At 42.8% G+C, this 26,256-nt stretch carries 22 protein-coding genes; 2 read left to right on the forward strand and 20 right to left on the reverse strand.

Annotation, left to right across the window (positions count from 1 at the left end):
- The 11 genes from G3I67_RS09545 to G3I67_RS09595 all read right to left on the reverse strand — a co-directional run bounded on the left by G3I67_RS09545 (position 1) and on the right by G3I67_RS09595 (position 14,189).
- Positions 1–1,740: a methyltransferase, TIGR04325 family gene (locus G3I67_RS09545; RefSeq protein ID WP_163654664.1), complete on the reverse strand. Its 1,740-nt coding sequence runs from the start codon at positions 1,738–1,740 to the stop codon at positions 1–3.
- Between the two features lie 49 nt (positions 1,741–1,789).
- Positions 1,790–2,539 carry an FkbM family methyltransferase gene (locus G3I67_RS09550; RefSeq protein WP_163654666.1) on the reverse strand — a complete coding sequence of 250 codons (750 nt, stop codon included), beginning with the start codon at positions 2,537–2,539 and terminating at the stop codon, positions 1,790–1,792.
- Positions 2,540–2,587: 48 nt separating this feature from the next.
- Positions 2,588–3,382, reverse strand: a complete 795-nt coding sequence (locus tag G3I67_RS09555) for an ABC transporter permease (protein WP_260074357.1) — start codon at positions 3,380–3,382, stop codon at positions 2,588–2,590.
- Complete coding sequence (locus G3I67_RS09560; protein WP_163654670.1) at positions 3,375–4,661, reverse strand: ABC transporter ATP-binding protein; 1,287 nt, start codon at positions 4,659–4,661, stop codon at positions 3,375–3,377. Before G3I67_RS09560 ends, G3I67_RS09555 begins: the two co-directional genes overlap by 8 nt.
- Before the next feature lie 89 nt (positions 4,662–4,750).
- Positions 4,751–5,509 (reverse strand): O-methyltransferase, encoded by a 759-nt coding sequence (locus tag G3I67_RS09565; RefSeq protein ID WP_163654672.1) that lies wholly within the window; start codon positions 5,507–5,509, stop codon positions 4,751–4,753.
- A gap of 58 nt (positions 5,510–5,567) precedes the next feature.
- Positions 5,568–6,968, reverse strand: a complete 1,401-nt coding sequence (locus G3I67_RS09570; RefSeq protein ID WP_163654674.1) for a glycosyltransferase family protein — start codon at positions 6,966–6,968, stop codon at positions 5,568–5,570.
- On the reverse strand, positions 6,965–8,521 hold the full coding sequence (locus G3I67_RS09575; RefSeq protein ID WP_163654676.1) for a hypothetical protein: 1,557 nt from the start codon (positions 8,519–8,521) through the stop codon (positions 6,965–6,967). Before G3I67_RS09575 ends, G3I67_RS09570 begins: the two co-directional genes overlap by 4 nt.
- Before the next feature lie 33 nt (positions 8,522–8,554).
- Positions 8,555–9,283, reverse strand: coding sequence for a class I SAM-dependent methyltransferase (locus tag G3I67_RS09580; protein WP_163654678.1), 729 nt, complete (start codon positions 9,281–9,283; stop codon positions 8,555–8,557).
- Positions 9,284–9,332: 49 nt separating this feature from the next.
- The gene (locus tag G3I67_RS09585) at positions 9,333–11,105 is read right to left on the reverse strand and encodes an LIC_10190 family membrane protein (RefSeq protein WP_163654680.1); all 1,773 of its coding nucleotides are present in this window, start codon (positions 11,103–11,105) and stop codon (positions 9,333–9,335) included.
- Positions 11,098–12,306: an SGNH/GDSL hydrolase family protein gene (locus tag G3I67_RS09590; protein WP_163654682.1), complete on the reverse strand. Its 1,209-nt coding sequence runs from the start codon at positions 12,304–12,306 to the stop codon at positions 11,098–11,100. Before G3I67_RS09590 ends, G3I67_RS09585 begins: the two co-directional genes overlap by 8 nt.
- Positions 12,307–12,329: 23 nt before the next feature.
- On the reverse strand, positions 12,330–14,189 hold the full coding sequence (locus tag G3I67_RS09595; RefSeq protein WP_163654684.1) for a hypothetical protein: 1,860 nt from the start codon (positions 14,187–14,189) through the stop codon (positions 12,330–12,332).
- Positions 14,190–14,274: 85 nt separating this feature from the next.
- Here G3I67_RS09595 and G3I67_RS09600 point away from each other — a divergent pair, with 85 nt between their 5' ends.
- Together G3I67_RS09600 and G3I67_RS09605 are read left to right on the forward strand one after the other, a co-directional pair.
- Positions 14,275–14,958: a glycosyltransferase family 2 protein gene (locus tag G3I67_RS09600; RefSeq protein WP_163654686.1), complete on the forward strand. Its 684-nt coding sequence runs from the start codon at positions 14,275–14,277 to the stop codon at positions 14,956–14,958.
- Entirely contained in the window at positions 14,955–15,314 is a 360-nt protein-coding gene (locus tag G3I67_RS09605; RefSeq protein WP_163654688.1) for a DUF2304 domain-containing protein, read from the forward strand. The genes G3I67_RS09600 and G3I67_RS09605 overlap by 4 nt, the downstream gene beginning before the upstream one ends.
- Here G3I67_RS09605 and G3I67_RS09610 read toward each other — a convergent pair.
- Genes G3I67_RS09610 through asnB form a run of 9 tightly spaced genes read right to left on the reverse strand, consistent with a single transcriptional unit; the run spans position 15,303 to position 26,255 of the window.
- The gene (locus G3I67_RS09610) at positions 15,303–16,058 is read right to left on the reverse strand and encodes a glycosyltransferase family 2 protein (RefSeq protein WP_163654690.1); all 756 of its coding nucleotides are present in this window, start codon (positions 16,056–16,058) and stop codon (positions 15,303–15,305) included. The genes G3I67_RS09605 and G3I67_RS09610 overlap by 12 nt on opposite strands.
- Positions 16,055–17,209 carry a glycosyltransferase gene (locus tag G3I67_RS09615; protein WP_163654692.1) on the reverse strand — a complete coding sequence of 385 codons (1,155 nt, stop codon included), beginning with the start codon at positions 17,207–17,209 and terminating at the stop codon, positions 16,055–16,057. Before G3I67_RS09615 ends, G3I67_RS09610 begins: the two co-directional genes overlap by 4 nt.
- On the reverse strand, positions 17,202–18,290 hold the full coding sequence (locus G3I67_RS09620; protein ID WP_163654694.1) for a glycosyltransferase family 4 protein: 1,089 nt from the start codon (positions 18,288–18,290) through the stop codon (positions 17,202–17,204). Before G3I67_RS09620 ends, G3I67_RS09615 begins: the two co-directional genes overlap by 8 nt.
- A 4-nt stretch (positions 18,291–18,294) precedes the next feature.
- Positions 18,295–19,443: a glycosyltransferase family 4 protein gene (locus G3I67_RS09625; RefSeq protein ID WP_163654696.1), complete on the reverse strand. Its 1,149-nt coding sequence runs from the start codon at positions 19,441–19,443 to the stop codon at positions 18,295–18,297.
- Between the two features lie 5 nt (positions 19,444–19,448).
- Positions 19,449–20,366 (reverse strand): glycosyltransferase family 2 protein, encoded by a 918-nt coding sequence (locus G3I67_RS09630; RefSeq protein ID WP_163654698.1) that lies wholly within the window; start codon positions 20,364–20,366, stop codon positions 19,449–19,451.
- Positions 20,367–20,375: 9 nt separating this feature from the next.
- Positions 20,376–21,722, reverse strand: coding sequence for a glycosyltransferase family protein (locus G3I67_RS09635; RefSeq protein WP_163654700.1), 1,347 nt, complete (start codon positions 21,720–21,722; stop codon positions 20,376–20,378).
- Between the two features lie 2 nt (positions 21,723–21,724).
- A complete protein-coding gene (locus tag G3I67_RS09640) occupies positions 21,725–23,041 on the reverse strand; it encodes a glycosyltransferase (protein WP_163654702.1) in 1,317 nt (438 codons plus the stop codon).
- Positions 23,038–24,285: a glycosyltransferase family protein gene (locus tag G3I67_RS09645; RefSeq protein ID WP_163654704.1), complete on the reverse strand. Its 1,248-nt coding sequence runs from the start codon at positions 24,283–24,285 to the stop codon at positions 23,038–23,040. The genes G3I67_RS09640 and G3I67_RS09645 overlap by 4 nt, the downstream gene beginning before the upstream one ends.
- Positions 24,282–26,255: an asparagine synthase (glutamine-hydrolyzing) gene (gene asnB / locus G3I67_RS09650; protein WP_163654706.1), complete on the reverse strand. Its 1,974-nt coding sequence runs from the start codon at positions 26,253–26,255 to the stop codon at positions 24,282–24,284. Before asnB ends, G3I67_RS09645 begins: the two co-directional genes overlap by 4 nt.
- Position 26,256: the final 1 nt, after the last annotated feature.

Below are 26,256 nucleotides of genomic sequence, written 5' to 3' on the forward strand. Positions count from 1 at the left end.
TTAACCCTTATTCGTTTTACAAAAAATATGACCTTTCCATACTGCTCTATCGTCTAAATTATCTATTGCTAGGAAATCTTCAATTAAAGTATAGTTATTATTAACTAATAATTGGATTACTTTATTTTCAATTAAAAACCAGCACGGATACGTAGCAGAATATATACTGTCAGGAACAGTTTGGATTCTTAATAAATCAATTATTGAATTTTTATAATAACAAGTTCTATCTAAAACAATAACATCAGCATTTATTTTAATTAGATCTTTTAATATTTGGTATGGGTCAGGTAAATATTGCAATACGGAAGACAACAAAATTACATTTGGAATATTTTCCAATAAACAATTAGATAAATTATCATAAAAATTTATGGTTTTATTTTTAAAATATTTATTTCCAGCAACGACATAATTTGGTTGCTCAATCACGTTCCATTTAATAGTAGGCAGTAAATTAAGAAATTTTCTATTTTGATAATAACTACTACCTAAAGATCCACCATAGTCAATAACATTTAGATTTCCATTTGAACGCGAAGAGGCAAGTAATAGTCCAGCAAGCAAGGGCCATGAATATTCGATATGATCAAACAGCACTGAGTCTCTTTCATATACGGCAGCCCCACTCGCAACTAATTTAGTTGATGAAATGACCTTTTCTAAAATATCTGAACTATTGTATCCAATACAATTCTGAAGCGCATCTTCCCATTTAAAATATTCACCATTAAAGACAATTTGCTCCTGAGGTTCAGAGTTTTTAGTATCTTTAGTGCTTTTTTTTATTAGAAAAAAATTATTGTACAAAGTAAAAAAAATTGGGGGTGTAATTAATCTAATTATTGATTTTATTTTATTCTTGATTTGAGAGTTCGTTTGAATAAAGCCTTTATTTCTCATGAAATTTTCAAATGCAGTATATGCTCTTTTCGATACCTCAATTTTGATATCTTGAATTTCTATAGGATCACGACTCGTAATAGATTCGTATTTATCAGTCATGCCCGAGTGAGTGCCAGAATTATCATGTCCTATATTATTGACTAATGTTTTTCCAGGATATAAAGTCAACATATTCTCAAGATACATAGACGCATGCCAACGAATTGCCCAAGATTGATTTTGACCTTTCACCTGACTGGAAAGCATTTCTGAATAAGGATAAGCGCCATGAAAATCGAAATCTTCGATCAAATCACTATTTTTTAACTTTCTCAAAAGCTCCATACCATCGGGATTAAATTTTTGCCACGCTCTACGCCAAGTGGCCCATCCCCAACAATCGGCCCCCCTTAAAAAGAAAGTATTTGGTAATTTTTGTTCTACCGGATATACATATCCATGGATACTAGCTACTTGATTTTCATATTTATATTTCACTAATCCAGTATTCATGAAACGTAAAAAGTATGGTGAAGTTAAAATATCATCTTCTAAAACAATAATATTTTCATACTTTTCAAGAATTTCTGTAACCCCATTTATTATTGACTTTGCCAATCCATAATTAATATTACGTTCAATTATATGTATTGATTTAAAACCTCTTACAGTTCTTACGTAATCTCTTACCTGTGAAACCAATTCTAAATCCTGGTTTCCGCGCGGGCCATCACAATATATATATAATTCCGATTCACTTGCCTCTTTGTTTAAGAGTAAAGCATCTATTACTAATTTAGTATGATCAGGACGACGGAATGCAAATAAAGCTATTGGAGCAAACATTAATTCCATTCCCATTTAATCTAAAGATCGACTACTTCATTATTAATATTAGAAATATTCAATCTCGGCTTTCAAAAAATATTGTGTTATACACTTTGCAAATCGGATCATACCCAACACTACTTAAATACATTGACAAAGGACACTCACTTATTTTGTCAATATTCGTTCGAAGTGTTTCTGCCAAAATATACTTTGGTCTATATTTTAACCAATTATTAGACTGTAAAACTTCAAGATCTTTACCTTCAACATCTATTGACATGAAATCGATACTTTGACTTGGACTCAAATGAATATCTAATATCTCTTCAAGTCGCCTGACCTCAACCTTAACCACATTAATAATCTTGTATGGAGAAACACTTTTTATTTTTGCTTCTTCCTGATCAAATGTATTTAAAGCAGGTTCATTAAATTGATAATAATTTTCTTCTCCTTTCGATAGTCCAATTCCGCACTCTATATTTATGTCTCGAGGCCTATGTTTCTTAAAGACATCCATCGATTCAGGTTGAGCATCAACGTTAATACCACTCCAACCTCTTAAATAAAATAAATACGTATTTGAAAACCTTGTTGGGTGATGAGCGCCTATATCTATATAAAACCCTTTTTCATTATTTTCTAACAATCTTGCCAAAACCAAATCCTCACCATCTTGCGCATAACAAATTTGAGGTGGAGTTAATCCTGACTTTAATATCTCTATGGTTGTTTTTCCATTTGAATTTTGTTCCAAAATACTATTATCTTTTCCTTTAAAAAATTTTTTAAAAATAAAATCAATTTTTTTATATGCTTTCAAATCATTGGCCTTAATTTATAGTTATGTATTTATCAGATTAACGAAAAATTAAATAACATCACCAAAACTTGGTGATAATCTCTTAAAGAGTAAACTTCCAATTGACATAAAAATGATAACCAAGGACCAAAAATATAGCGTTGAAATAAAAAAATGCGGTCCAAAAGGCTCACCTAATATTGATGCGCGATAGCCATGGATTGGATAATAAAAAGGATTAGCGTACATCACGAAAGCAATTGCTTTGGGAAACCTCTCGGGTTCCCAAAATATTGGTGATATCCAAAAATCTAATTGTAAAAAAATACTAACTATGTGTCTCGTATCTTTCCAAAATACACCTAAAGTTGATACTATCCAACTAATTCCCAGCAGCAATGTACTAACACATATAAAGTAATAAATGACTCCAAAAATATTATATTTAATATTTAAATCAAATACTAAATATAGAACTATGATTACTCCAAGAATTAAAAATATGTGTATATATGTCGAGGCATAAATTTTTATAAGACCAAGTAGTCTCATATCAAATGATTTATGCCTATTTAAATAACCATACTCTCTTATCATGTTTACAGACGAGTTCATTGTCGCACTTATAAATGTCCAAAGAATAATCTGTGGTAACACCCACGCTACGAATGGAATGTCGCTTGTAGTAGTGTTTTTCATTGTGAATTGAAAAAATACTAACGTGACTAAAACACTAATAAGTGGATCAATAATCAGCCAAGCATTCCCAAACACCGAACCCGTGTAAGCCGATGACATATCACGTTTTGCCAATTCTACGATTAGAGTTCTCTTCGTTATTATGGACTTAAAGAATTCAAACATTTTTTACATACTCAAAATCACCTTGTGGAATCAAAACGTAGCCGCCTTGATTTTCTGTAATATGATTTTTCTTATGATTTATATAAATCGTTGAATCATAATCATATTTTTCTAACAAATGTCCATCATTACCTTCTGAACAACCAAGTGTAATAGAATAATCATCAGATGCTAGGAAAGGAATTTCAAATTTGAATTTTGCTATATTTAAACTTTGAGATTCAAATTTTTCTTTTGTTTGATTAAAGAATTCAGAGTTTATATGTATTGCAATCATACCTTGACGATTATGTATCGTTACACCAAAAGAGTGCATCTCAATAAATTCTTTCGTTCTGAATTCAATCTGAAACTCAACCCATTTACCTGCACATAACTCTGACAGGGACGATTCATTTTCAACATCATAAAATCTGTATTTAGTTATCTCTATCTTTGTACTTTTAACAGTATGTCTATTTTCGTTTGGTATGGTCCATAATTCTTCATTAATATCTCTATTATTTTGAATTTGAGACCCTTTTTTTTGAATTCTTGTACTCGGCATTGTGCCATGCATCATGTAACTTCTAAAATCTTCCGATACAGTTTTTGCATCGCCTGAAGATATTAAGTGACCTGAATTAATCCATGCTGCTTTATCACAAAAGGTTTTAACCGCATTGATGTCATGCGTTACCAGTACTATAGTTTTTCCAGCATTTTTAAATTCCCGCATTTTTGCTAGACATTTTTGCGTAAAACTAATGTCACCAACAGAAAGTACCTCATCGGCGATCAAAATATCAGGGTTACCTGCGATTGCTGTTGCGAATGCTAGTCTTGAATACATTCCTGATGAGTATGTTTTAACTGGATAGTCAATAAAATCTCCTAACTCAGAAAAATCTGTAACAAAGTCTGTGATCTGCTCGTGATCACTGACTAAATTTTGAGCCATTCTTGAGTACTTTATATTTTCTTTTCCTGTTAACTCAGGATCAAATCCTAAACCTAATTGCAATAATGCAACATTACCAACGCAATTAATTTCTCCGCTTGTCGCGCTTAATTGCCCTGCAATTATTTTTAATAAGGTTGACTTTCCAGATCCATTTTTACCTAATATTCCCCAAAATTCACCCTTATGAATTTCAAACGATACTGAATTTAATGCTTGAAATTCTTTAAATTTTACATTTAGTCCAAATGCCTCTTTTAATCGATCCTTGGGACTCGAATATATTTTATATTTTTTTGATACATCTCTAATATCTATCGCTAAATTATCAATTTTCATATTGGCCGCTAATTTAAATTTCAGTATCTGTATTTTGCCGATATAAATCAGTAGATATTTTATTAGTTTATTTACTTTATTTGTAATGTTTATTTTTTTATAAATATCGTTCGCCAGCCGTGATCATTGTACGGGCCTGGGCCCCAATATTCTTCAATTTTGAACCCACTAGATTTTGAAACTTCTTCAACAATTCGGTAAGCTTCTCGCTCTGCATTATCTAGTACGATATAACCACCATCCTTGATTTTCGGTAATGCATGCATGAAACACGAAGGTCTAGATCTTCCATCTATAAGAATTAAATCAAAATATTTATCTTCATATTGATCAATCGTTGTTACATAGTCTTTGAATGATTGGCCTGACATCGACTCATCTGTTGTTGTGTACAGAGAAGGATCTGCTCCATCACCAGTTATTGGTATTTCTGTGACTCTCGGTTGTTTCAAATAACCTGTCCATTTCAAATCTTTTACATCAGACATTACATTTTTAGTTCTTAAAAACCATTCTGAATCATGTTCAACGCTTATTAATTCCCCAACTCTCTTTGAAAAAAAGACTGTTGAGCCCCCGATTCCAAATTCGAAGACCTTACTTTCTTTATTTAATAATGTTTCCATGTACTCCATTGCATTAAATGGCACCCATGGATAACCATCCTGTAAAGGTCCACCAACAGATTGCTTTGTTATTAACCATTTTTTTTCATATTCTTTTGCTTTTTCTTGACTAACGCAATTTGGATGTTCTTTTAGTAATTCTGAAATAAATTGCCAATAATTGTTTTTTAGTTTTGTTTCTTGTTTTTTTTGCTTCAATATCTTTAATAATGCTGAAATCATTATCATTCCTCGTCTATTCAAGACGCTAAGTCTACTAATCTAATTAATATAGAAATTTTTATTTTGTTATCTCATAATAACTTCTAAATACTGGCCAGACGACCCCACCTTGCTTTATATTTTTTCTTGCCAACATTACCCACTCATCATTGCTTGTTGGAATTGTTATATTTTTTTTGTTTATTGCTTCATTATTTTCAAATAATTTATTTTTTTTAATATCTTCTATTTTTTCAATTACTTTTATTTTTACTTTTGGCTCAACTTCGGCCATAAGGTATCCCATTATAAGCAAACCCGATACGACGCTGATTATTTTATTTATTTTTTCAACCTTCTTCATTACAATTCCAACTATCCAAGCATAACCTAGTACAACTATTGCTTGTGATGCAATCCATTGTCTTGGTAATATCCAATATGATTGAGTGTATGATATAAATGCTAGTAGTGAAGAAATAATTAATGCGCCTATGATCATAATTGATGGCTCTACAAACTCTTTTATATTTATTTTATTTTTTCTTGGCAGAATTACATAAATCAATGGGCAGAATACCGCTAGAGAGATATATATCCGCGCATTACTTATAAATGCAAAGTGACTAAATGCCGTAAACTCCACCCATAATGTTTGTGTTATCCACTGAAATGGATCGAATTTAAATATTTCAGTTCTTGTTCTTAACCACGTCAAACTTCCCAAACCAATTGTCAGTACTAATACTGTACATGCTAATTGAACATTTATTAAATTAGCCAATTCCTTCATTTTCAAACGTTTTTGATTATTGAACCATTTACTCCATATCGAAAAAATACATACTGCGAACCAATATAAAATAAAATAGGGATGCATTAGAGCACCCCATAACACCGAACTCCAACCTAAAATATTTACTATTGCTTTATCTCTATTGTCTTCAGTTATCGAGTAATAGGCTAACACTCCCACTACTGAAGATGCCAATGGCATGTATGGCCTTGCCTCTCCAATATAATTCATCAAATTAACTTGTCCAAATAATGCAACTACATAAGCAATTTGACCTATCAACCCTATTTTTTTTGCCCTTAAAAAAATTATTCCTGCAATGATTAGTAAGCATCCGCTAATTAAACTTGGCAATCTCATTGCAAACGCATTTGCACCAAAAATTTTAAGCAAATAGTAATCAATTAACATATAAAAGCCAGTCTGGCCATGATTAAATGTTTTCGTGGTTTTATCGATTACTTTTAATACTTCTACTGTACTTTCAAATCCGCCGAGTGCAAAATGAAGGAACTCATCAATCCATATTGGCTTTGCGTAAGGAATATACAGCGCTAACAATGCTACTGAAATTATAAACAATATGCTGTTTGTGCACCAAGTATAAATTAAACGATTTCTCCTCGTTCTTTCTTTTATTAAGAATGAACTGATGTCATTTAATTTATTTTTTTTAATATTCATTCTCTTACTACATATAATTTAATTTTTTCATCTTCGAATACTGAATCAAAATTTCCACTTTTATTCAGTATATTCGCAATATTGATCCATTCAACATCATTACATTTGTCTATCAGAATATACTTCGGACGATATTTCTCAATAACTAATAATCGATCTTTTTCTTCCGTTTTTGGATTAAAAAATTCTTCTACATCACTAAATCTCTGATCGTGATCTTTTACAAACGCATGAGGCAATGTCAACGTAATAATCTTTGCACCAAATGTTGGCAGAATCCAACTTGTTCTTGCATTTGCTAAAATTAAATCATCTGGATTAATTTTATTTATTAATATATTTAAGTATCCAAAAGTTTGTTGATTCAGTATTTGTCGTCCGTGCACAATACTATTTGTTATTGTCAATAATCTCGTTATCGACGATTTTATCGTTGCGTAAAATGCCATGAATAAAATCGTGATTATTAAAATATGAATATATTTAACGATGTAACGATTTTTTTGGTATATATAGCTCTCTAGTTCCGCAATACGCAGGGCAAATATTATTTGAATCAACATGACGATATAACTTATAACTCGACCATATGAATATTTATTCGTAATCCACGCTAATATATATATTCCCATTAATAGCATTATTAATACTAAAATCTTTCTACTTTCTACCTTAAAGATTTTTTTTATAAAAATAGGGATTGTGATAAATACTGGCCATAATGTCAATATCACATTGTCATATACGCCTTTGTTTGAAAGGTGGTACACATTTGCTTCTCCTTTCAATAAATCTATAAGTGGGTAGTATGGCCACAACAAGGCTCCACACACAGCACAAAGGAGCAGGCTTATTAAAATTACTGTTTTTTGAGTCTTATTTTGATTATGAACTACTGTTCCGGCAACAACTCCAGTGCAAAGAAATATAAATGCAACCGCATGCGTTAATAAAACGCATATTGTTATCAGTAAAACTCCAATTAAATATTTGCTTTCTCTTGTCGTGTTTAATTTATTATTTAGTGCAATTCCTATTAATGCTAATCCTGTTGCAAATGATGAAGGATATGGAAGAGAAAAATTAATTATATTGCTGTGAAAAAAACCACTGTAATTCCACGGATTCTTGCCCCAGAAATATAGAATCAATAATAAACTATAGAAATAGGTGGCCCTTTTATGTTCTTGATAATTTGTACTAATAAATACTTTTACTCCGTAGAGCAGTAAGCTCAAATTTATAATCCCAAATAGGCTTAAACTTTCTACTGAGTTCAAATGACATAGCTTTGCCACCATTGCAACTAGCAAGCTATAGGGCGTAAGAAATACATGAGGTAAATCGATACCTAGCTGAGGATGATGCGGGTGCCACGGACGACGAATGAGTTCACTGACAGCAGCGCTGTGGTCCCAAAAATCATCTACCCACACCCCGTTGGATGCATGGAGTAGATAACCAAGAAAAACACCCGTTAGTAGTAATGGGGTGCGGAATCTATATAACCATTCGTCCATAACACCGCCAGTGTTTGATGGCAATGCTGCCATTACGGTGCAAAGTCACCCTTTTAAATGCTTCGCTCACTTCACAACCTTTTTGTACACACTCAAAATACTTTTACCTAGTGCGTGTCCAGTCAGAGGGTCAGTGATTCGTGAGACAGGTACCATCAGACGATCCCATATTTTTACTTGTCCCAGTGTTGGATTTCCTGATTTGAGCAACAATTTATTGCCCAAACTCGCTAGCATTCCAACGCTATCCATGTACTTCAAACAAACAATCTCGAGGCTATCAGGTTTGATTGCTTTTAGTTTCTGCTTGTTATAGCGGCGACAGTGTCCGACCTGTCGATCAAATTCTGTAAACAGGTATTGATGAGCAGGAGACAATACGATGACATGTCCACCCGGTTTTAAGTGCTTTGCAATATTTTCAAGCTCGGTTCTATCTTCTTCGATGTGCTCGAGCACATCGATATATAAAACAGTATCGAACAATTCGTCAGCGGACAAATCATGTGCAGTACCGACTCTCACCTCTATTGAAGACGGGATTGTTCCATTTTGTTGCCCTTGCACAATTCGTTCGACGAGCTTGGGGTCCGGTTCTAGTTCGACCCAAGTTTTGTATGTTCTTCTGCTCAGGTTAATTGCCGTCGCGCCAATTCCGGCACCGACATCCAACACTTCTTCTCCCAGATAGGGTGCAATCATTTTGGCCCAGTAGGCCTTCCAATTTTTGACATGACTGAACACATCAAGCTCAGAGCCAACGTAATCTATTTCTGTGCCCGAACGATTGGTCATGTATGGATATTCCTGTTTTTTTATTTCGTAAAAAGCAAAAATCTATTATTTACTTCTGGTTCATCACTTTGACGGTGTAGTAAAAATCGTTCGCGAGTCCAAACCGGTTCAAATTCAAAAATATATTCTTTTGCTTTGCTAAATTTTCATTAAATATTGATGCACATGGCAAAGCTTGATCCCAGCACTGGGCACCTGTTGTCGGTACCCAAACGGTCAATCCCGTTGATGTTGTCTTCCCTTCAACTGCTTGAGTTGGGATCTCTTTCCATCCGCTCAGTGATATTGAATTCAAGCCTGTCAATTTCAGTGAAGCTAGGCAAATACACACCATTCCTATGTTGATCAGTGCTTTTTGACTTCCACACCAAGTTTTGTGTGTCTGAACAAACAACAATCGAATACCTGCTGCCCAAAACCAAATAGACAATGCAATGCTTAACACCGGAATCGACCCTAGAAAACGGGGATCAGGTGCTGTTGTAAACCAAAAAATCAATGTGGCGATTAGCGGCAAATAAAGCGGAGATAAAACGCCCACGACTCGTCGCATTTTATCAACTAACAATAAAAGAAACGCCGCCAACATCAGGGTCACTGCTGAACCCAGAAAGAGCGACGTCCAAAAGGACATCGACTTAATCCAGATGGGTACCCACGCCCAACTTGCCAAAGCCCAGCTCGGATCCAGCACCCCAGGCATACGCGCCCAACTTTTGATCAGATCCGCCTCAAACCGGACAAACTCAACCGGCATGGACCAAGGTAAATCCGCTGCTCCGAAAATAATCCCTGGAAACAATGGAAATCCTGATAACAAATACCCTCGACTAAGGTGAACAACTGCCATCAGCAACAGAATGACGAGCAAAATCATCCACTTTACTAAATGTTGCTTTATTTCCGCTTGACACTTCCACATCAAGATTGCAATGCACGTCAGAGCAAATAAAGCGCCCGTCAGTTTAATTGTCGTCATTGTTAGGCAAAGCACCATCAACGTGCTGACATCTCTTAGCTTTTGTTCTTCTTCGTCCAATACTGGTCGTGCAGAACCGCCGAGTATTCTGAAAAGTAAAAGAAAGGCGGCTACCTGAACCAAGCCAATCACGCCATCAGGAGCCGGATTCGCTACACTGCTTGCAACATAGCCAAAGTAAATAAATAGCGTTCCGCCAAACACCCTCCGCCATATCCGGTCTTGTCTGAGCCCTACCTCAACGACTGTGGCTACCGACAAAAGCAGCAAAAACAATCCACCGCTGGCGTACCCCTTACCCCAGAAAGGTGCGAGATTTAATAAAGCCAAAAAATTAAAGTGGGATTGGTTAAACGCAAAACGCCAGTGGAGATTACCCAAACCTGGCACGAGTGGGTACTCGTTTAGCCAACGAATCGTTTCAAAATGGTACAGCCCAGAATCATAATTGTTTGGCACCCCCATCGCGCGCAAACACCACAAGAAAACAATCAAGCCACCCAACAGCGCGTAAAACCAATGTTTACGAATTGAATGCCTTATTGAGACGACTAATGACATGCAATGGAGGGGGGCGCCGGCCTTGCAGCCAATCAATCCAACCACGCCAATGCCTACTGTCATTTTCCAGTCAACCGGAAAAAATACGTGTAAAAAATCGATGAGACCTAGGACAATGCCAAAACCGAGCCATATGGTGACCGTGTCAGGGCGTGAACACAATTCAAAGCCGATTAGTTTGAGCGTCAGTCGACCCCACCCCAACAACACAACTGCAGTCAGGCCCAGCATCATCGCCAGGGGCAACAAACTCAGCAGAAGATTGACGATCTGCTCAATCACCTTTTTTATCCTGTACCGGTCGATTGTTTTGCTGACGGCTCTTTAGAGTATTCGTGAACAGATACTCGGCCATCATTGACGCGGCGACAGGCGTAATATGATTTTCATCGGCAGTCAGAAAATACGGGGTGAAGTTACCTTCTGCGATACGAGCCTCAAACGATGACCGCATATATTCCGTTGGATCGATCAACTCCACACCCAGGCTTTGGGCAAACTCTGCAAGCTTGGCTCTTGGATCAATGGTTGCACAACTAAAGTCATAGTTCAGATAGTTGTATTGCGGGTGATACCCCTTGCGATCAATATCAAATAAAAGCGGCGAGATCACAATGCTGAGCTTCGCTCCCTTTGCATCGGCGACACCTTTCAGCTCTTCGAGCGCTGTTCTGAAATTCTTCCACAACAACTGACTTTCTTCAGCGTATTTTTTGCTTCCGTACGTCCATGTATAAGGACCAAGAGCGTTTAAATCCCGTGCCATGCAGTCGCCCGACGTTTTACGTGTCATTTTGCCCGCATAGTGCTGAGCCACGCGCAGAAATACCGAATAATTCATGTATTCCGCACGAACTGATGATAAAAAGCGGGCCTTCTCCGACGTGTGAGATGCCGCCGCATCCGCATTCGTTGAGGTCACCGTGGTTGCAGCGCTATCCGATTTCGCAACCGGAGTAGTCTCATTTTTGGGGGGCTGTTGCGCCTGATGCAGTCCCTGGCGGCCATAGACTTCTGGCACGACATCATTGAAGTTGAATTGATAAATGATTTCTTTCAGTTCAAGCTTTTCATGCTGCTTTAAATATTTTTCTATCTGACCGACTGAATCCTGCAAATTATTACCGTAGTAAGAGAGAGATAGAAACTCTGGAGCCTGCTGACCTTGCTCAAGCTTCAACATCTGTTGCAGGCGAACCCAGTAGATATCCTCATAAGCCATCCCGTAACCATGGGATATTGAATCGCCCAGAATAATGACCAGAGGCTTTTCAATTTTTAAGGCGTAGTTTTTGGTAGGGATTCTGATCGGCGGATTTTCTGTCAGATAAAAGTTTTTACCGAGCGTCTTACTGGCCGAATGAACTTGCCCCTCAAACTCGGGAAACACTAAGCGAGCAACGATCTCTGCAAAACCAAATAAAACAAACGTGACGAATAACGTCGGTAGGCAGGCCTTAAGCAGGTTGATCAGTTTATTCATCGGGTATTTATTTTCGGCAGGATTTAATTAACAGATTCAAGAGTGACAACCTTGCCATCTCGTGAAATGATTTTGTAGACGCCTTGCTGACTATTTTGCGTATTTACCGGAAACAAGCCAGCATTGTCATTCCAAAAGCGCTGATCGGCATTATAAATTGCAAGATAAGCATAGCCCTTGATTAACTGTTCGAGCGGCTGATTGCAGGACCAGACGTCTGCTTCGCTGTATTTCGCCCCGACTGACCAACAATTATTCGGTAAAAACGGAATCATGGCGTAATCGAACATGTGCTTTTCGTAGCCATTTGTGTTCTGTGCAATGAAATAGACCTTTTCGCCGGTTTTAATGTGCTTTTTTACTTGTTCAGCTAGGGCGATTGCCTTTTTCTTCTGCGCTAAGGCATTGGGCTCAGACTGTATGCTTTTTAAATCAGCGTAAAACTTGCCAGGTACCAAATAGAGCGATACTGCGACCAGTAGTGCAGGCGCAATCCACTGCATGGGACCTGTTGTTTGTGCACGGCATCTGCCAAGCTGACATACCAACAATAGGGCCCAGGCGAGCATGTACGTCCACGAATAGCGCTCAAAAGAAGCTAACCTGACCCCTTCGTACTCCGTAAAATAGACCAGATAGGTCCACAAGAGAAACACATGGTAAGCCAACGCCCCTGTCACGATCGTCAAAAGTACGAGCAATTCCTTTCGGCGCTGACCATGCGGTGTCCAGGCAATCAGAAGGACGCCTAAGGCCGTCAGCCAGGCAAACAACTGAATCAAAGAAAGTTTGACGCCCAACGCCACCGGGCGGGACTCAAAATAGCCAGGTTGTTTGAGCGCCTCCAAAAGCTTGGCGACTGTTTTTTCGAGTCTGGGACGCAAGGCTTCTTGCCCGTAACTACTGAGACTCAAGGCCGGCATCCCATTGGGCTCAATCGCCAAGGTGTTCACATACCAGCGCCAGGAGAGCCAAACAAATACGATCGGCAAGGTAATCACGACAACAGCGACGCTTGTCGTCTTCAAGCGCGACCAAAAAGAGTGCAGCGGCTGTTTTTGACTAAGTAACCGCTTCAGTACGTAAACAGCTAAGACAATGGCTGTAAAAATGACGGCAACTTCTTTGATCAGTACAAAAGCACTCAAAACAAGCAGCAAGCTCAGATCATCCTGAGATGACTCGCTTTCTTTGGCTGCTAAAGCTAGCCCTACCGCAAAAAAGATCGCAACGAGTGAGTCTGAATAAATCGTGACGTAGTCGGCATGAAAGAAATAAATCAACGTCAGCGCGGCGACAAAGGTCAATAACGCCGGACCTTCTTTTTTAACAACGGTCGCAACTACTGCAAGCACTCCACTCAAAATAAAGAGATTCTGCGCAAACAGTATCTTTTTTTCGGACCAGCCTGCCATCACGGTCACGTAGTACTGGAATAGTTGCTGCCCGGGTGGATAGTTTTTAAAGCTAATCGGCGATTGGGCCTGAATCAAGGCATTTGAATCAAAGATCAAGCGCTGACTTCTGGCCCAAAATGACAGCTCATCCCAAATCAAAAACATGAAATCATTTGCGATAGCCTGAAACAACAGGACAAAAGGCACCAAAAAAAGCAAGTACAGCCAAGTTTTTTTGATGCTGAACCGTGCTGCGAGCTCATCTTTACCGGTAATAACGGCATAGATCCCCAAAACAAGTCCGGCGCCAGAGACAAACTGCACGCCTAACGCAAGCTGACCAAATAGGGCAAAACCATATAAGCCAACGACGATCAGACAAAAAGTCAAAAATGGGGCAACCAATGCACGCTGACCGCAACGCAACGTTAAAAACAGAACATAGCCCAGCGTAGAGGCGCTCAGTAAAGCTAGTTTCCAAATCATTTAGAAGTCTGACCTCTAGGTTGTTTGTTAAAATCGCATCGAATCAGGTTCACTCTGCAAAGCACCTTATAAAAGCACACTTCGAATGGACATATCCAAAGTCTGGCTGGTCATCGCTGCCTTCAACGAAGGCGGCATGATCACGGAAGTGATCAAACTATCAGGCGCCACTTTTCCGAATATTGTGGTGGTCGATGACGGTTCTAGTGACTCAACCGCTACTTTAGCCTGCGAAGCGGGCGCCACAGTTGTCTGCCACCCAATTAATCTGGGACAAGGCGCGGCGATTCAGACCGGAATCGACTTTGCCTTGCAATCCGGCGCGGATATTATTATCACCTTCGATGCCGATGGACAGCACCGCATCGAAGATGCATTAACACTTGCCAGAGCCGTCGCTCAGAATGAGGCAGATATTGTCTGCGGCAGCCGCTTCTTGGGGATCGAGTCCACTACGATGCCCAAAGCCAAGCGCCTGACTCTCAAACTCGCCGCCTTATTTACCCGATTTTCCTCAGGTGTCCCGGTGACGGATGCGCACAACGGCCTAAGGGCCATCTCCCGCAGCGCAGCAAAAAAACTCAGGATTACTCAAAACCGGATGGCGCATGCCTCGGAAATCATTTCCCAGATCAAAGCACTCAAATTACGCTACAAAGAATACCCCGTACAAATCCTTTATACCGACTATTCGATTGCAAAGGGACAGAAAATTTCAAATGCAATCAATATCCTGATTGACCTTTTGTTCGGACGAATCAGCAAATGATCTCTATCTTGATGGTTATCGCGCTGCTTTGTGTGGCGTTTTACGCATATCGCGTCATGGCCCAGGGCAATATGATGGCTTTGCTTCTGCTGGTGATTTCACTGGCTGCGATTTTCTTTGTTTTCTTTCCTGAAGAAACGATTGTGATCGCCAATATGCTTGGCGTCGGACGCGGCACGGACCTGCTGCTTTATTTCTGCTTTATCGCCGGGATCATTCTGATTTTGCTGATTCACGTCAAATTTAGACATCAGTCCATCATGATCACTGAATTGGCCCGCGCGCTAGCGTTGTCTAACCCCAAGCGCCCCGCAAAAGATTGCGCCAACCAAGCACCCAATCGCTTAGCCGAATAAGCGCCGGCCCAAGACACGTTGAATCCGCTGGTATTGCGTCAGCAATTTATCAAGCGTATTGCGCTTACGACCGAGGCTTTCTTCAAAAAGCTGATCCAGCTCTTTGTAATAACGCTCTTCAAGTCGCCCTGAACCTGAAATCGACCCTTGATAGAGCCTGAACACGGCAAGTTCTTGTTCAATCACCTGATGTGTGGCGCCTTGCAACAAAAATCTCAAGAACAACTCGTAATCCCAGCAAGTACTGTTTTGATCATTAAAGCCACCGGCTTTTTTATACAACTCAGCGGGGAAAAACGTCGACTGCTGAAAGACGACGCCAGAACGATGAAGCATGTTTGATGACGTCAGCCTGTTGGGATGAATAGGCGTTCTAACGCCATGCTCGTTCTCGGTATACCCCTGCCCTGTCACAAAAACATTGTTGCCATGCTTGGTAAAAAATTGCGTGACCGTTTTTAATGCCCCCGGCAAGAGATAATCATCTGAATTAATGAAACCGTAGATATCACCCGTTGCTCGCGCAAATCCTCTATTCAAACCATCCGCAGGACCGGCATCACGCTCAAACACTCTGACGATCCGGTCGCCGTAAGATTCGATAATTTGACGACTATCATCCGTGCTACCTGGATCAACCACAATGTATTCGAGCTCGCAATCTGTCTGAGACAAAATGGACTCAATGCAAGCAGGCAAGTATTGCTGCTGATTAAAGGAAATAGTAACGATCGAGATTTTCATTGATTGACGCGTGAAACACGCTGATAGGTTTGTACGATATAGCGCCAAGTCTCGCTCGCGCAACGCGACCAGGAATAAGATTCTGACAGCTTTCTGGCACGAGCGGCTAAATGCGCACGCTTGGCTGGGTCATCAATCAGCGTCTTAAGCGCCTGTGCGATTGAAGCATCGTCCCTTGGATTGAAATACTCGCCGCCATCCTGCAAAGTTTCGGGCAGACTACTTTGGTTGGAGCAAGCAATCGGCACTCCAACAGCCATCGCTTCAAGTAGTGATATTCCAAAGGTTTCGCAACCAGAAGCGAAGATAAAAATATCTGCCGCAGCAATCCTTCGGGGAATTTCTTCGTGCGGCAAAAACTCAAGGACCTCAACAAACTGATGATCGGGATCTGAAATTTCAATTTGTCTGGCCAGGCGCTGACGGGCACGCAGCCCCCCACCACCGAGCAAGGTCAACGTCACGTCCAGACCTTGATCGCGCAGACGCTTGATCGCCTGAACAACCACCCACTGATGCTTGTACTCAAGAATTGGCGAAACATACAGGCAGTGAATCGGTCGCTGGTTCTGCTCAGGCCACGTGCTGGTCACGGGTGATTGCTTGAAAACCTCGCCAACACCGTGTGGGATCACTGTATAGGCGGGAAGATTCCCGCTGTAGAGCTGAATTCGGGTCGCGGCATGCTGGGTCAGAAAAATCGAGGCATCAGCGAACTTAAAAGCGCGCTTCTGAACTTCAAGAATGAAGGCCTGTCGCAAGCGATCTTTAGAAAATCCGTACAAAGGCATAATCCCTTCTTCGTAGGGAAGCATGTTCTGGCTGAGCGCAACCATCGGACTAAACCGACAAACCGTACTGGCATCAGCAGAAAAAAGAATCTGGCAACCAGCCTGCTTGATTTCTTTTTCAAGCTGGATCGCCTGCCAGAGCAATTGGCGCGGCAAAGAGGCCTCTGTTTCAGGCGGATGATGCTTAATCAGCCAAGGCTTATCGGGAACCGCGTCCAACAGCTTTTGGTAGGACCACAAATGAATCTCTGCGATTCCGAAGAGATCGATCCGCTCTAGATCGAGAATGCCAATCAGGTGTGCAACACCTCCGCCCGACCGGACGCGCGAGGCATCGACGGCGACCTTTAACTTAACCATTCAGTCCTGCCCTGTTTTGCGCAGCCATCAAACTCGCGGCACTGATCTCTGGATTAATGTGAGCACCTAACTTGGCGCTCACCCGCCCCATCTCTAGAAGTTGCTCCGTCGTAATCGTTGCAATCTGGTGCATGTGCAAGGCGAGTTGCTCGGGTGAGTTCTGATGAAACGTGTAGCCATTCAGTCCATCAATCAAGAACTGAGGACGGGCGCCAACAAATTCAGACAAGATCAAAGGCAGCCCCGCGGTCGCAAACTCATGCACAACCACTCCCCAGGGATCTTCTCGACTGGGCAAAACAAAAGCACCCGCGTTCTGAGCCTGTTCAACCAAGTCGGCTTGTGATGAAAACGCTTTTAACGTGATTGCTTCCGGATTTTGCTGTTGCGCACTTTCAAGCAAATTTGCCATTGGACCGTTACCAATACAGGTCAACGTCCAGTCACCACGGTATTGCGTGCGATAAAGTGTAAAAGCCTCAAGCAGGATATCAATCCCTTTAGTCTGAGCGAAACGTCCAACATATAAAAAATTCTTCGGGTAGTTGACTTGCTTGTCATGCTGCAAACTTTCGGCCGCATGCTTAAACAAACGTGAATTCCCGGAGAGCAAGTTACATAAAATCTCATTTTTGCTAAAACCAATGCGAGCAGCATATTCATACTGCATCGGACCTGGTACTAAAGCATACGAAAAATAGCGTTTTTTATAAATCCATTTGATCAGGCGCGAACCAATCTGCTGCCGTAATGAGCCGGTCCACTGCGTATCCAGTCCGACAACGATGGGCGTCCCCAGCGCTTTTAACTTTTGAATGACCGGTAAATAACCCTTGTCCATCCAGCCCGACACATAAACTAAATCGGGTGATAACGATTCTGCAAAATCCAGCAATCCCTGCTGCGTGAAGGACGAGCGTTCATGATATTTCACACCGGATGCGGGGTCAGGTACAAAGGGGGTCAATTTGTTCTGATTCCAGTGCACGACATCGACAGATGCGTCGTAGTGCGAAACAAGCCGTTCAAAAATCGGCAAGTTATAGCCCATCACTTCGGTGTAAAGATAAAGGACTTTCATCTGTTCAATCCGTACCGCTTGAAAAAATCAACTCTTTATAGACACGCAAGGTTTCTTGCGCGCAGCGCTGCCAGGTGAACTCTTTCAGTCTGGCCTGTCCTTTTTGACGCAACTCATCCGCACGTTCCGTTGAAAAAAGCACCCGCTCAAGTGCGAAGGTCATTGCATCGATGCTTTCAGGATCAAAAAATTCTGCTGCTGAACCGATCACCTCCGGCATTGAACTGCGATGACTGCTCACCACAGGACAATTGTGCGCCATCGCCTCGAGTGGTGGCAAACCAAAGCCCTCATAAGTTGAAGGATAAACAAACGCGGCCGCTTCTGAATAAAGCCGGCTTAATTCCTGATCGCTTCCTGCCTGTTGCCTGATCTGCGACGGAGCAAAACCAAGCTGCTGAATCAGTGCTTGCTCTTGTTCTGAAAAAGCATCGCCTCCGAAGGCAATCAAATCAAATTCATGTCTGATTTGAGAAGAAGCCGCGATAGCCTTGACCAGTCGTGCGAAATTCTTATATCCACCTCGCAAACCTACATAGAGTAAATACGGACGAGGATGATTTTGGACCGCCACAGGATTTGTCTGAGCAAACTGTGGCACATCACATCCAAGGTGGATCACAGAGGTTTTTTGTTTAGGTATATTAAATAATCGCAACAAATCCTGTCTGGTGTGTTCTGAAATACAAATCACATGATCCGCCCGACTAACTGCTGCGAATTTAGCGCTTACTTCTAAGTCAGTCGCTGCTTCTTTTTTTGCTTCCAGTTCAAGTTCGCTAATCATGTCAAAAACAGTAACAACACGCGGACACGCTGCTTTAGCCCCAGAGACTAAAGGCGCCGGACCCGTTGCCTTGAACGAAAAGTAAGTCTCATGAACGACGTCCGGCTGCCAAGCGCGCATCAATGGACTCGACAGCATCGCATTCGCACCAACGAACAAGCCTGCAATCTTAGGAGGATAGTCGTTGACGGGATAACCGTGCACTAAAGCTTTAGACAGCGCTTTTAAATACTGATTACGATAGAAAGGCGCAAAGATCCCCACTTGCTGTGTCAAAGCAAGCTCTTCTGCGAGACGACAAAAATAGCGAGAGATTCCTCCCGTTTTTTGAAGACAAAATGCCTGGTGATCGTATGCAATACGCATTGCAGTTATCTTTTCAGTAACTTTCTGAGTTTGCGCAATTGCCTTTCAACGAAGGAGGGTGCGATCTGATCATCCGAAATAAACTGATCCCCATTAGGATCTGGCAAAACAAAATCGGGATGGACCAACGGAAACTGCATCGCCTGCGTCGGCATATTGGCGTGTATTCCGATTGCATGTGTATGCGTCGCGCCGGGACCGAAACCAATATTTGAAATCAGATTCACATTCGGTACGATTTGCAGCATGCCATTAATCAGTGCGGCAAATGTCCACTGGCAATCCCAGGTATCTAAGGATCCATCATGAACGGCATTGAAAGAATGGCGCCAGTAAGCCTGCTCGCCTGGTTTATTAAAAAAAGCCTCTAGCCAACCTTGCTCTCGAAAGGTTGGCCACAGCTTCATTTCGCGGTCATAGCGTTGCCACGCACGACGCCAGGTCGCCCAACCCCAAATATGGGTATACCGCGAAAAGTAATAACTCCCCGTGCCCCGCGTCCTGCCAAACTGGAGATTGCCTCCCGACACCATTCCGACTCGCTCGTTATCACGATATCGCGTCAGCATTTCTTCACAAAATCTGAAAAAACTGTGTTCAGGCAAGCAGTCGTCTTCGAGAATGATGGCTTCTTCGACTTGCTCAAAAATCCAGTCGATTCCACTTGATACACGCATTTTGCAACCCATATTGGTCGTCGCGAAATGTGTGATGACCTCACACTCCCAATCTACCTTTTGAATGATGGCGCGAGTCTGTGCGCATTTCTCAGCCTCTCCTGGCCGGTTGTCGCGCGGACCGTCAGCCACCACCAGTAATTTGGGCGGTTTGGCCTGAGCGATCGCATCAAACACGCGTTGAGTCGTATCGGGTCGATTAAAAATCAGTAGGGCAACTGGCGTGTTGAGCTTGAAATCCGGCATACGGCCTCGTTATTTTTGATTCGCTTCAGCTGTGATGCATTTCTGAATAAAAGATACCAATCTGTCCTGAACAGCTCGCGGGCTGACGTCCTGACGATAGGCTTCAAAATTGTTCGCAAGATCTGGCAAATGCTCGAGCGCTTCAAGTCCTTTGAGCATTGAGCGTGGATCATCTTGTTTTACTGCAAGCCCAATTCCATATTGTTGCACTCTGGTCGCCATTAAGGTGTCTTCAGTCACAAGAATCGTTTTTTCAAAATAAGCGGCCTTAGACAGCATGTTGCTACTACGACCAAAGTCACGATAAACAGCATAGATCACATCAGACAGAAAAATAATCTCATTAAACGACCGTTCATCGGGCAGATACTCTGACCAGATAAGCAGATTTTCAGGGAATTGGGCCTGAACTCTGCTCAACGCCTCATCATCTTCTGTCATCAGATTGTTTTTATTGATCCGTCCGATTTGTACAAAAAACCATTTGTCAGCATCCGCTAGTGCAACCAATTCAAGCCAGCGAGCAAGATTTTTTTGCTTGCCAATCGATCCGCCCAGAAAAACGATCTTTCTGCCTCGCGCGCGACGTTTAATCTGCTCTGCGAGAGCACTCGCCTTTTCAGGAAGGGCTGTCTCGGTGATGTCAGGTAAAAATTCAAAGTTTCGTCCTGGCATCCTTTGCTGATATTGAAGACGAACCGCCTCATCCAAAAACAAGGTGCCTTTGTAATTTTGCAACTGATAATAGGCCTCAACAGGCTCAGTACGAGGCGTGATGCATAACCCCATCCAGGGCAGGTTGTCTTTGAGACTAAAGTTCCGCCAACTTGTGAGGTCTGGCGAATACGCATCCACATACATGTTCAACACCCCGGCAATGTTGTCAGGATATTGTTCAATCAGTTGATTGACGCGATGACAAAACAGCTGTGGATCCAAATGTGTTGCGCTCGAGGGCGGATTGCTCATGATAACGGCTTGGGGTCCGCTATTTTTTCCCGAGTAGATTTGATGCAATAACTCAAAAATACGCTGAACAACCTTGAGCAACCATAACGGCAATAATTCGCCCTTTTGGCTTTGCTGAAAGCGTCTTGCATCACAATACGCATTCCATCTTTGCCAGAGTTGCCGCAATCGTGACCGTAGGCTCAGAGGCTTGTTCTCGATACCAAGTACGGTCAAGCCTTTCATAGAACATTTTTTTTGAGCCAGCTTTTGCTCAAGCCCCTTAGGATCGTTTGTTACGGCGATGACAGAGCAACCCGCTTGAAGCAGTAAATCGATAAACATGGCATGCCAAGAGTCAAGATGCCCTTCGTTTGATATTGGGTTAAAAACGATCAGTTGTTTCATTTTTATTTGCGACTCGTGCTTACTTTGCCAGACTGCTGACGCGCCGCTTCATAAACATTCAGATATTGCGCAACGATCACCTCTGGCGAATAACGGTCTAACGCGAGTTGCCTGGATGACTGAGACAGTGATTGCCAACGCTCTTGATCTTCAAGCAACCACAAGATGCCTTGAGCAAGCTGATCCGTATCGAAGGCGGGAGCTAGCCAGCCATTTTTCTGTTGCTGCACAATATCAGGCAAGCCACCAATATTAAAAGCGGCGACCGGTGTACCGCAGGCATTTGCTTCCACTGCCGTATTGGGTAAGTTATCCTGCCTTGACGGCACCGCCATGACATCGGCCGCCGAATAAATCAGTGCCATGATGTGATCATCGCGCACGGGACCAAGCCAATGTACGGGACAGGGCCATGGTTCGACACCTGCAGGTTGATATTGACCAAAAATCAATAGTTCAATTTGCTCAGACGGATTTTCTGCAGGCTTTCGATCTTTCTGAGACTGTTCGTACGCGATTTTTTCCATCGCACGCTTGAGCAAATCTTCACCTTTCAGATGCGGCATACCTCCTGCCGATCCCGACAGTACATATTTTTTGTTTGGATCCAGACCAAGCGAAGCACGCGCAAAGGCCTTGGGGTAAGGGCGCCATAGATGCTGCATTTCTAAGGGATTAGGAATTACATGCACTGGTGTCTCTTGAAACAAGACACTGTCTCGGACACAACCAGCCATCCAGTGGCCTGGTGTCACCAACTGAAACTTCTGCTGCGCCCAAGCCGCACGCTTCAATTCCCATGCCTGTCGATTCAAATCCGGACCGGCTTCACCTGCGGGTCGATTTCCGGCTAAATATCCTTGGCGAAAGCGCGATGTCGGCTCGTCCGGCGCAACATGCTCACCGCCACAAAAAGCCCACATATCGTGCAGCGTCCAGACAAGAGGCTTGGTCAGCTTACCAATATCTTGAATCGAAAGAAAGTTCACAATCCAGTGCAGATTCAGCACATCAGCCTGACTTTGATTGAGCTCTTGGACTAAACCTGCGCTGACTTGTCCGAAGGAGTGCATAATCGGATTATCAGTTTTAAAGCTGCGCGTCGAATATTCACGCCACTTCGTTTGCAGGCGATTTTTTATTTTCTCTTCTAGACTACGCGGCGCACGTCCCGCGACCACTCGATCATTTGCAGTTTGATGCCTCAGCACGCGCATCGTGCTTTCAACGTCTGTCAGAGAACACGCAACATGCAGACGATATGCCGCACGCGACGCACCGCCGCTGAAATCATCAGTCGAAAGCTGGGTGACTTTCATGAACGATCCTCGACGCGCTGGTTCAAACCATTCTTTAGATAATTCACAAACCGGTGCTGAAGCGCCTCAATACTAAAATCATTTCGATAGGATCGGAAGCGATCACGCATCTGCGCGATTTGTTCATCGCGGACGAGCATCTCGAGAGCTGCCTGCATTTGCGCGACATCGTCTTCCGGTACTGCAAGCCCAATTCCATAGGAAGTCACACGCTGGCCCATTAAATAATCTTTTGCAACCAGAATCGGTCGGTCAAATGCGGCCGCTTTCCCCGGCATATTGCTACTGATTCTAAAATTGCGATAGACCGCAAACAACACGTCCGACAATTGAATGATTTCATTAAAGGTTTTTTCGTCGGGTAAATATGCGGGATGGATAAACAGATTTTCTGGCATATCCTGCATGACGCGCTGACGAGCAGCGATATCTTCTGGCGTCAGGCTGTTCAGGTGTACTTCGCCAATCTGCAAAAAAAACCATTTCGCCGGGTCCGCGCGCTGAATTAATGCATACCAGCGAGCAAGATTTTTTCCGCCGCCAATCGTTCCACCAAGAAAAACGGTTTTTCGACCTTTCGCAAGCGCTTTGATTTTTTGTGCGATATCGCTTGGTTGCGAAGGCAATGCTGACTCAGTGATATCCGGTAAATATTCAAACGTCTTTTTCGGCAGGCTTGCGCGGTATTGCTCGCAAATACTTTCGTCAAGAAAACACATCCCGAACAGAGAAGGGCTTCGGTAGTAGGCCTCTGTCGGATCTTGCCTTGGCACAAATCGAATTCCAGACCAAGGAAGTTGGCAGATGGCATCAAACGCTTGCCAACTCGTCGCATCCGTTCTGTACAAATCCATGTACATGTTGAAGACAACCTCAGGCTGCCACTTTGTCTGTTTTAGTGCCTTTTTCACTCGCAGCGCAAACTCAAGAGGCTTCAGATAATTCGCTTCAGGATCATCCTGGCTGAGTGTCTTTTGCTGCTTAAAAAGCCGCTTCACGCGCCCAAGTATCCTCTGCACAAATGATCTACGTAACGCGTCCCACGGAAGAATCTGCAATGAAGAGCAAGCCGCCAAACCTTTGTCTGTTAAACGCACTCGCAAATCATCTACATCGGGAGTGAGCGCAATGACGCGCCAGCCCTCCTGAAGCAAGAATGAAACGAACAAGGCGTTCCATGAGTCAAGATGACCATGTCCGGAAATCGGGTTGTAAACGAGAATGCACGGACCGGATGGCTTCATGCGGCGACAACCTTCTGATACCAGAACTCAAGCAAAACCAACTTGTAAGTAAAGAATAGTTCCGTCCATCCCCGCTTGGGCAACTCAGTACACAGGAAATCAACTTTCGCGGCATCTAGAATGCCTGCGGACACCAGCTGACCATGACGCAAGACATGTCCATAGCGAGAGACGACGCCAGAGAGCCACTCTCGCACAGGGGGCTGGAAACCCGCCTTTGGCCTCGCTAGCACTTCATCAGGCACGACGCCTTTTAACGCAGCCCTCAACCATGCTTTTTGACTTAATTTGTGGTCGGGATGCGTTTTGCGCAAGTCCATCACAAGCTCAATTAAGTGCACATCCAAAAAAGGAACGCGCGTCTCAACCCCGACAGCCATACTGACACGATCCCCCAGAGACAAACAATTGGAAGTCAACCAAGTCTCAAACAACATGCGAATGACTGCTGCGGGAACCTTTTCACGCGACCGCAAGCCAATCGCTGTTGGCTTGAAAGGGTTAAAGGGATTGAGTACCTGCATCGCAGAACCATACACGGCCTTTTTAAGTTCGAAAGGACCATCAAACTCAGGATGCAGCATGTAGTACATCAACTGATCGTGCGGCTGATGCGTGTCCCCAAGCTTTTGCAAAATGCCTGCCCAGCGCCGGATTTCAGGATGAGCGTGCGGATAATGTGACACTTTCACCAGAAATTTTTGTGCGCTCGCCGAACCGAGCCAGTTCGCAATTTGTTTGATGCTGGGATGATCCATTACGCGCTGGTTCATCTGAACCGCTTGCGTCACATAGGGGTACCCCCAAAAAACTTCATCACCACCAATCCCCGACAGCATGACTTTGACACCTTGGTCAGCGGCAGCGCGCGGAACTGAATAGTGTCCAAAAGCAGCTGGGTCGGCGATTGGCTCATCCATAATGCCGACAAGTTCTGGAAAGAACTCAACGAAACTATCCACAGGCAATTCAACCTCGTGAACAATCATCCCTAGCGATTCGGCTAAGGCGCGCGCCTGTTCTCTTTCATCGTAGGGTGGTCGCCCAGGGTAGCCAACACAAAAAGCATGCATAGGTTCAGAATAGTTTTTCTGCGCAAATACGGCGATCGCACCTGAATCGACACCACCCGAGAGCGCAATACCGACCGGGACGTCGGATCGCAACGTCATCTTGACCGCATCTTCAATGCCATCGCGGATCAAAGTCAGGATCGCTTGCTGATCCGCATCTTTTGGCTGAATGCGATTTGATTTTTCAAGCACTAGCGAGTCTGGCATCTGTTGTGCTGCGGTCTCGACTGACCAGTATCGAACAGGCTCAGCCTGCCAATGTCCAACCTCAAGCAGCATCGTATGGCCCGCAGCCAACTTATGCACACCCTTCAATAAGGTATAGGGCTCAGGCACATACTGATAGTGCAGATACATATCAATCGCTGACGAATCCAACTCGGGACGCTGATCAAGCAAAGGTATTAACGCTTTTAACTCCGACCCGAACACCAGTCTTTGTTGATTGAAATGATAGAAAAGCGGCTTTTCTCCGCACCGGTCCCGGCCCAAGAATGCTGTCTGAGTCTGATGGTCCCAGATCACAAAGGCGAACATCCCCCTGAATCTGTCGACACACTTCTGCCCCCAGACTTTATAGGCACTGAGCAATACTTCTGTATCGGAGTGGCTTGTGAAAGTTTCACCTAGCGACTCAAGTTCTGCGCGCAACTCAAGATGGTTGTAAATCTCACCGTTATAAGTCACAACGAAGCGACCATCCTGACTCAACATCGGCTGGTGCCCGGCCTGCGTCAAATCAATAATCGATAATCTCGCGTGACCAAATTGCACGTGATCGTTTGTATAAACACCCGTGCCGTCCGGTCCCCTATGCGAGAGCCTGGATAAATCGCGTTCGGTTAAAGGCGCTCGCGTTGCGGCCTGGCGATGGATGATCCCAAGGATCCCGCACATA

Origin of the sequence: Sheuella amnicola (assembly GCF_010499255.1) — a bacterium.
GTDB lineage: Bacteria > Pseudomonadota > Gammaproteobacteria > Burkholderiales > Burkholderiaceae_B > Zwartia > Zwartia amnicola.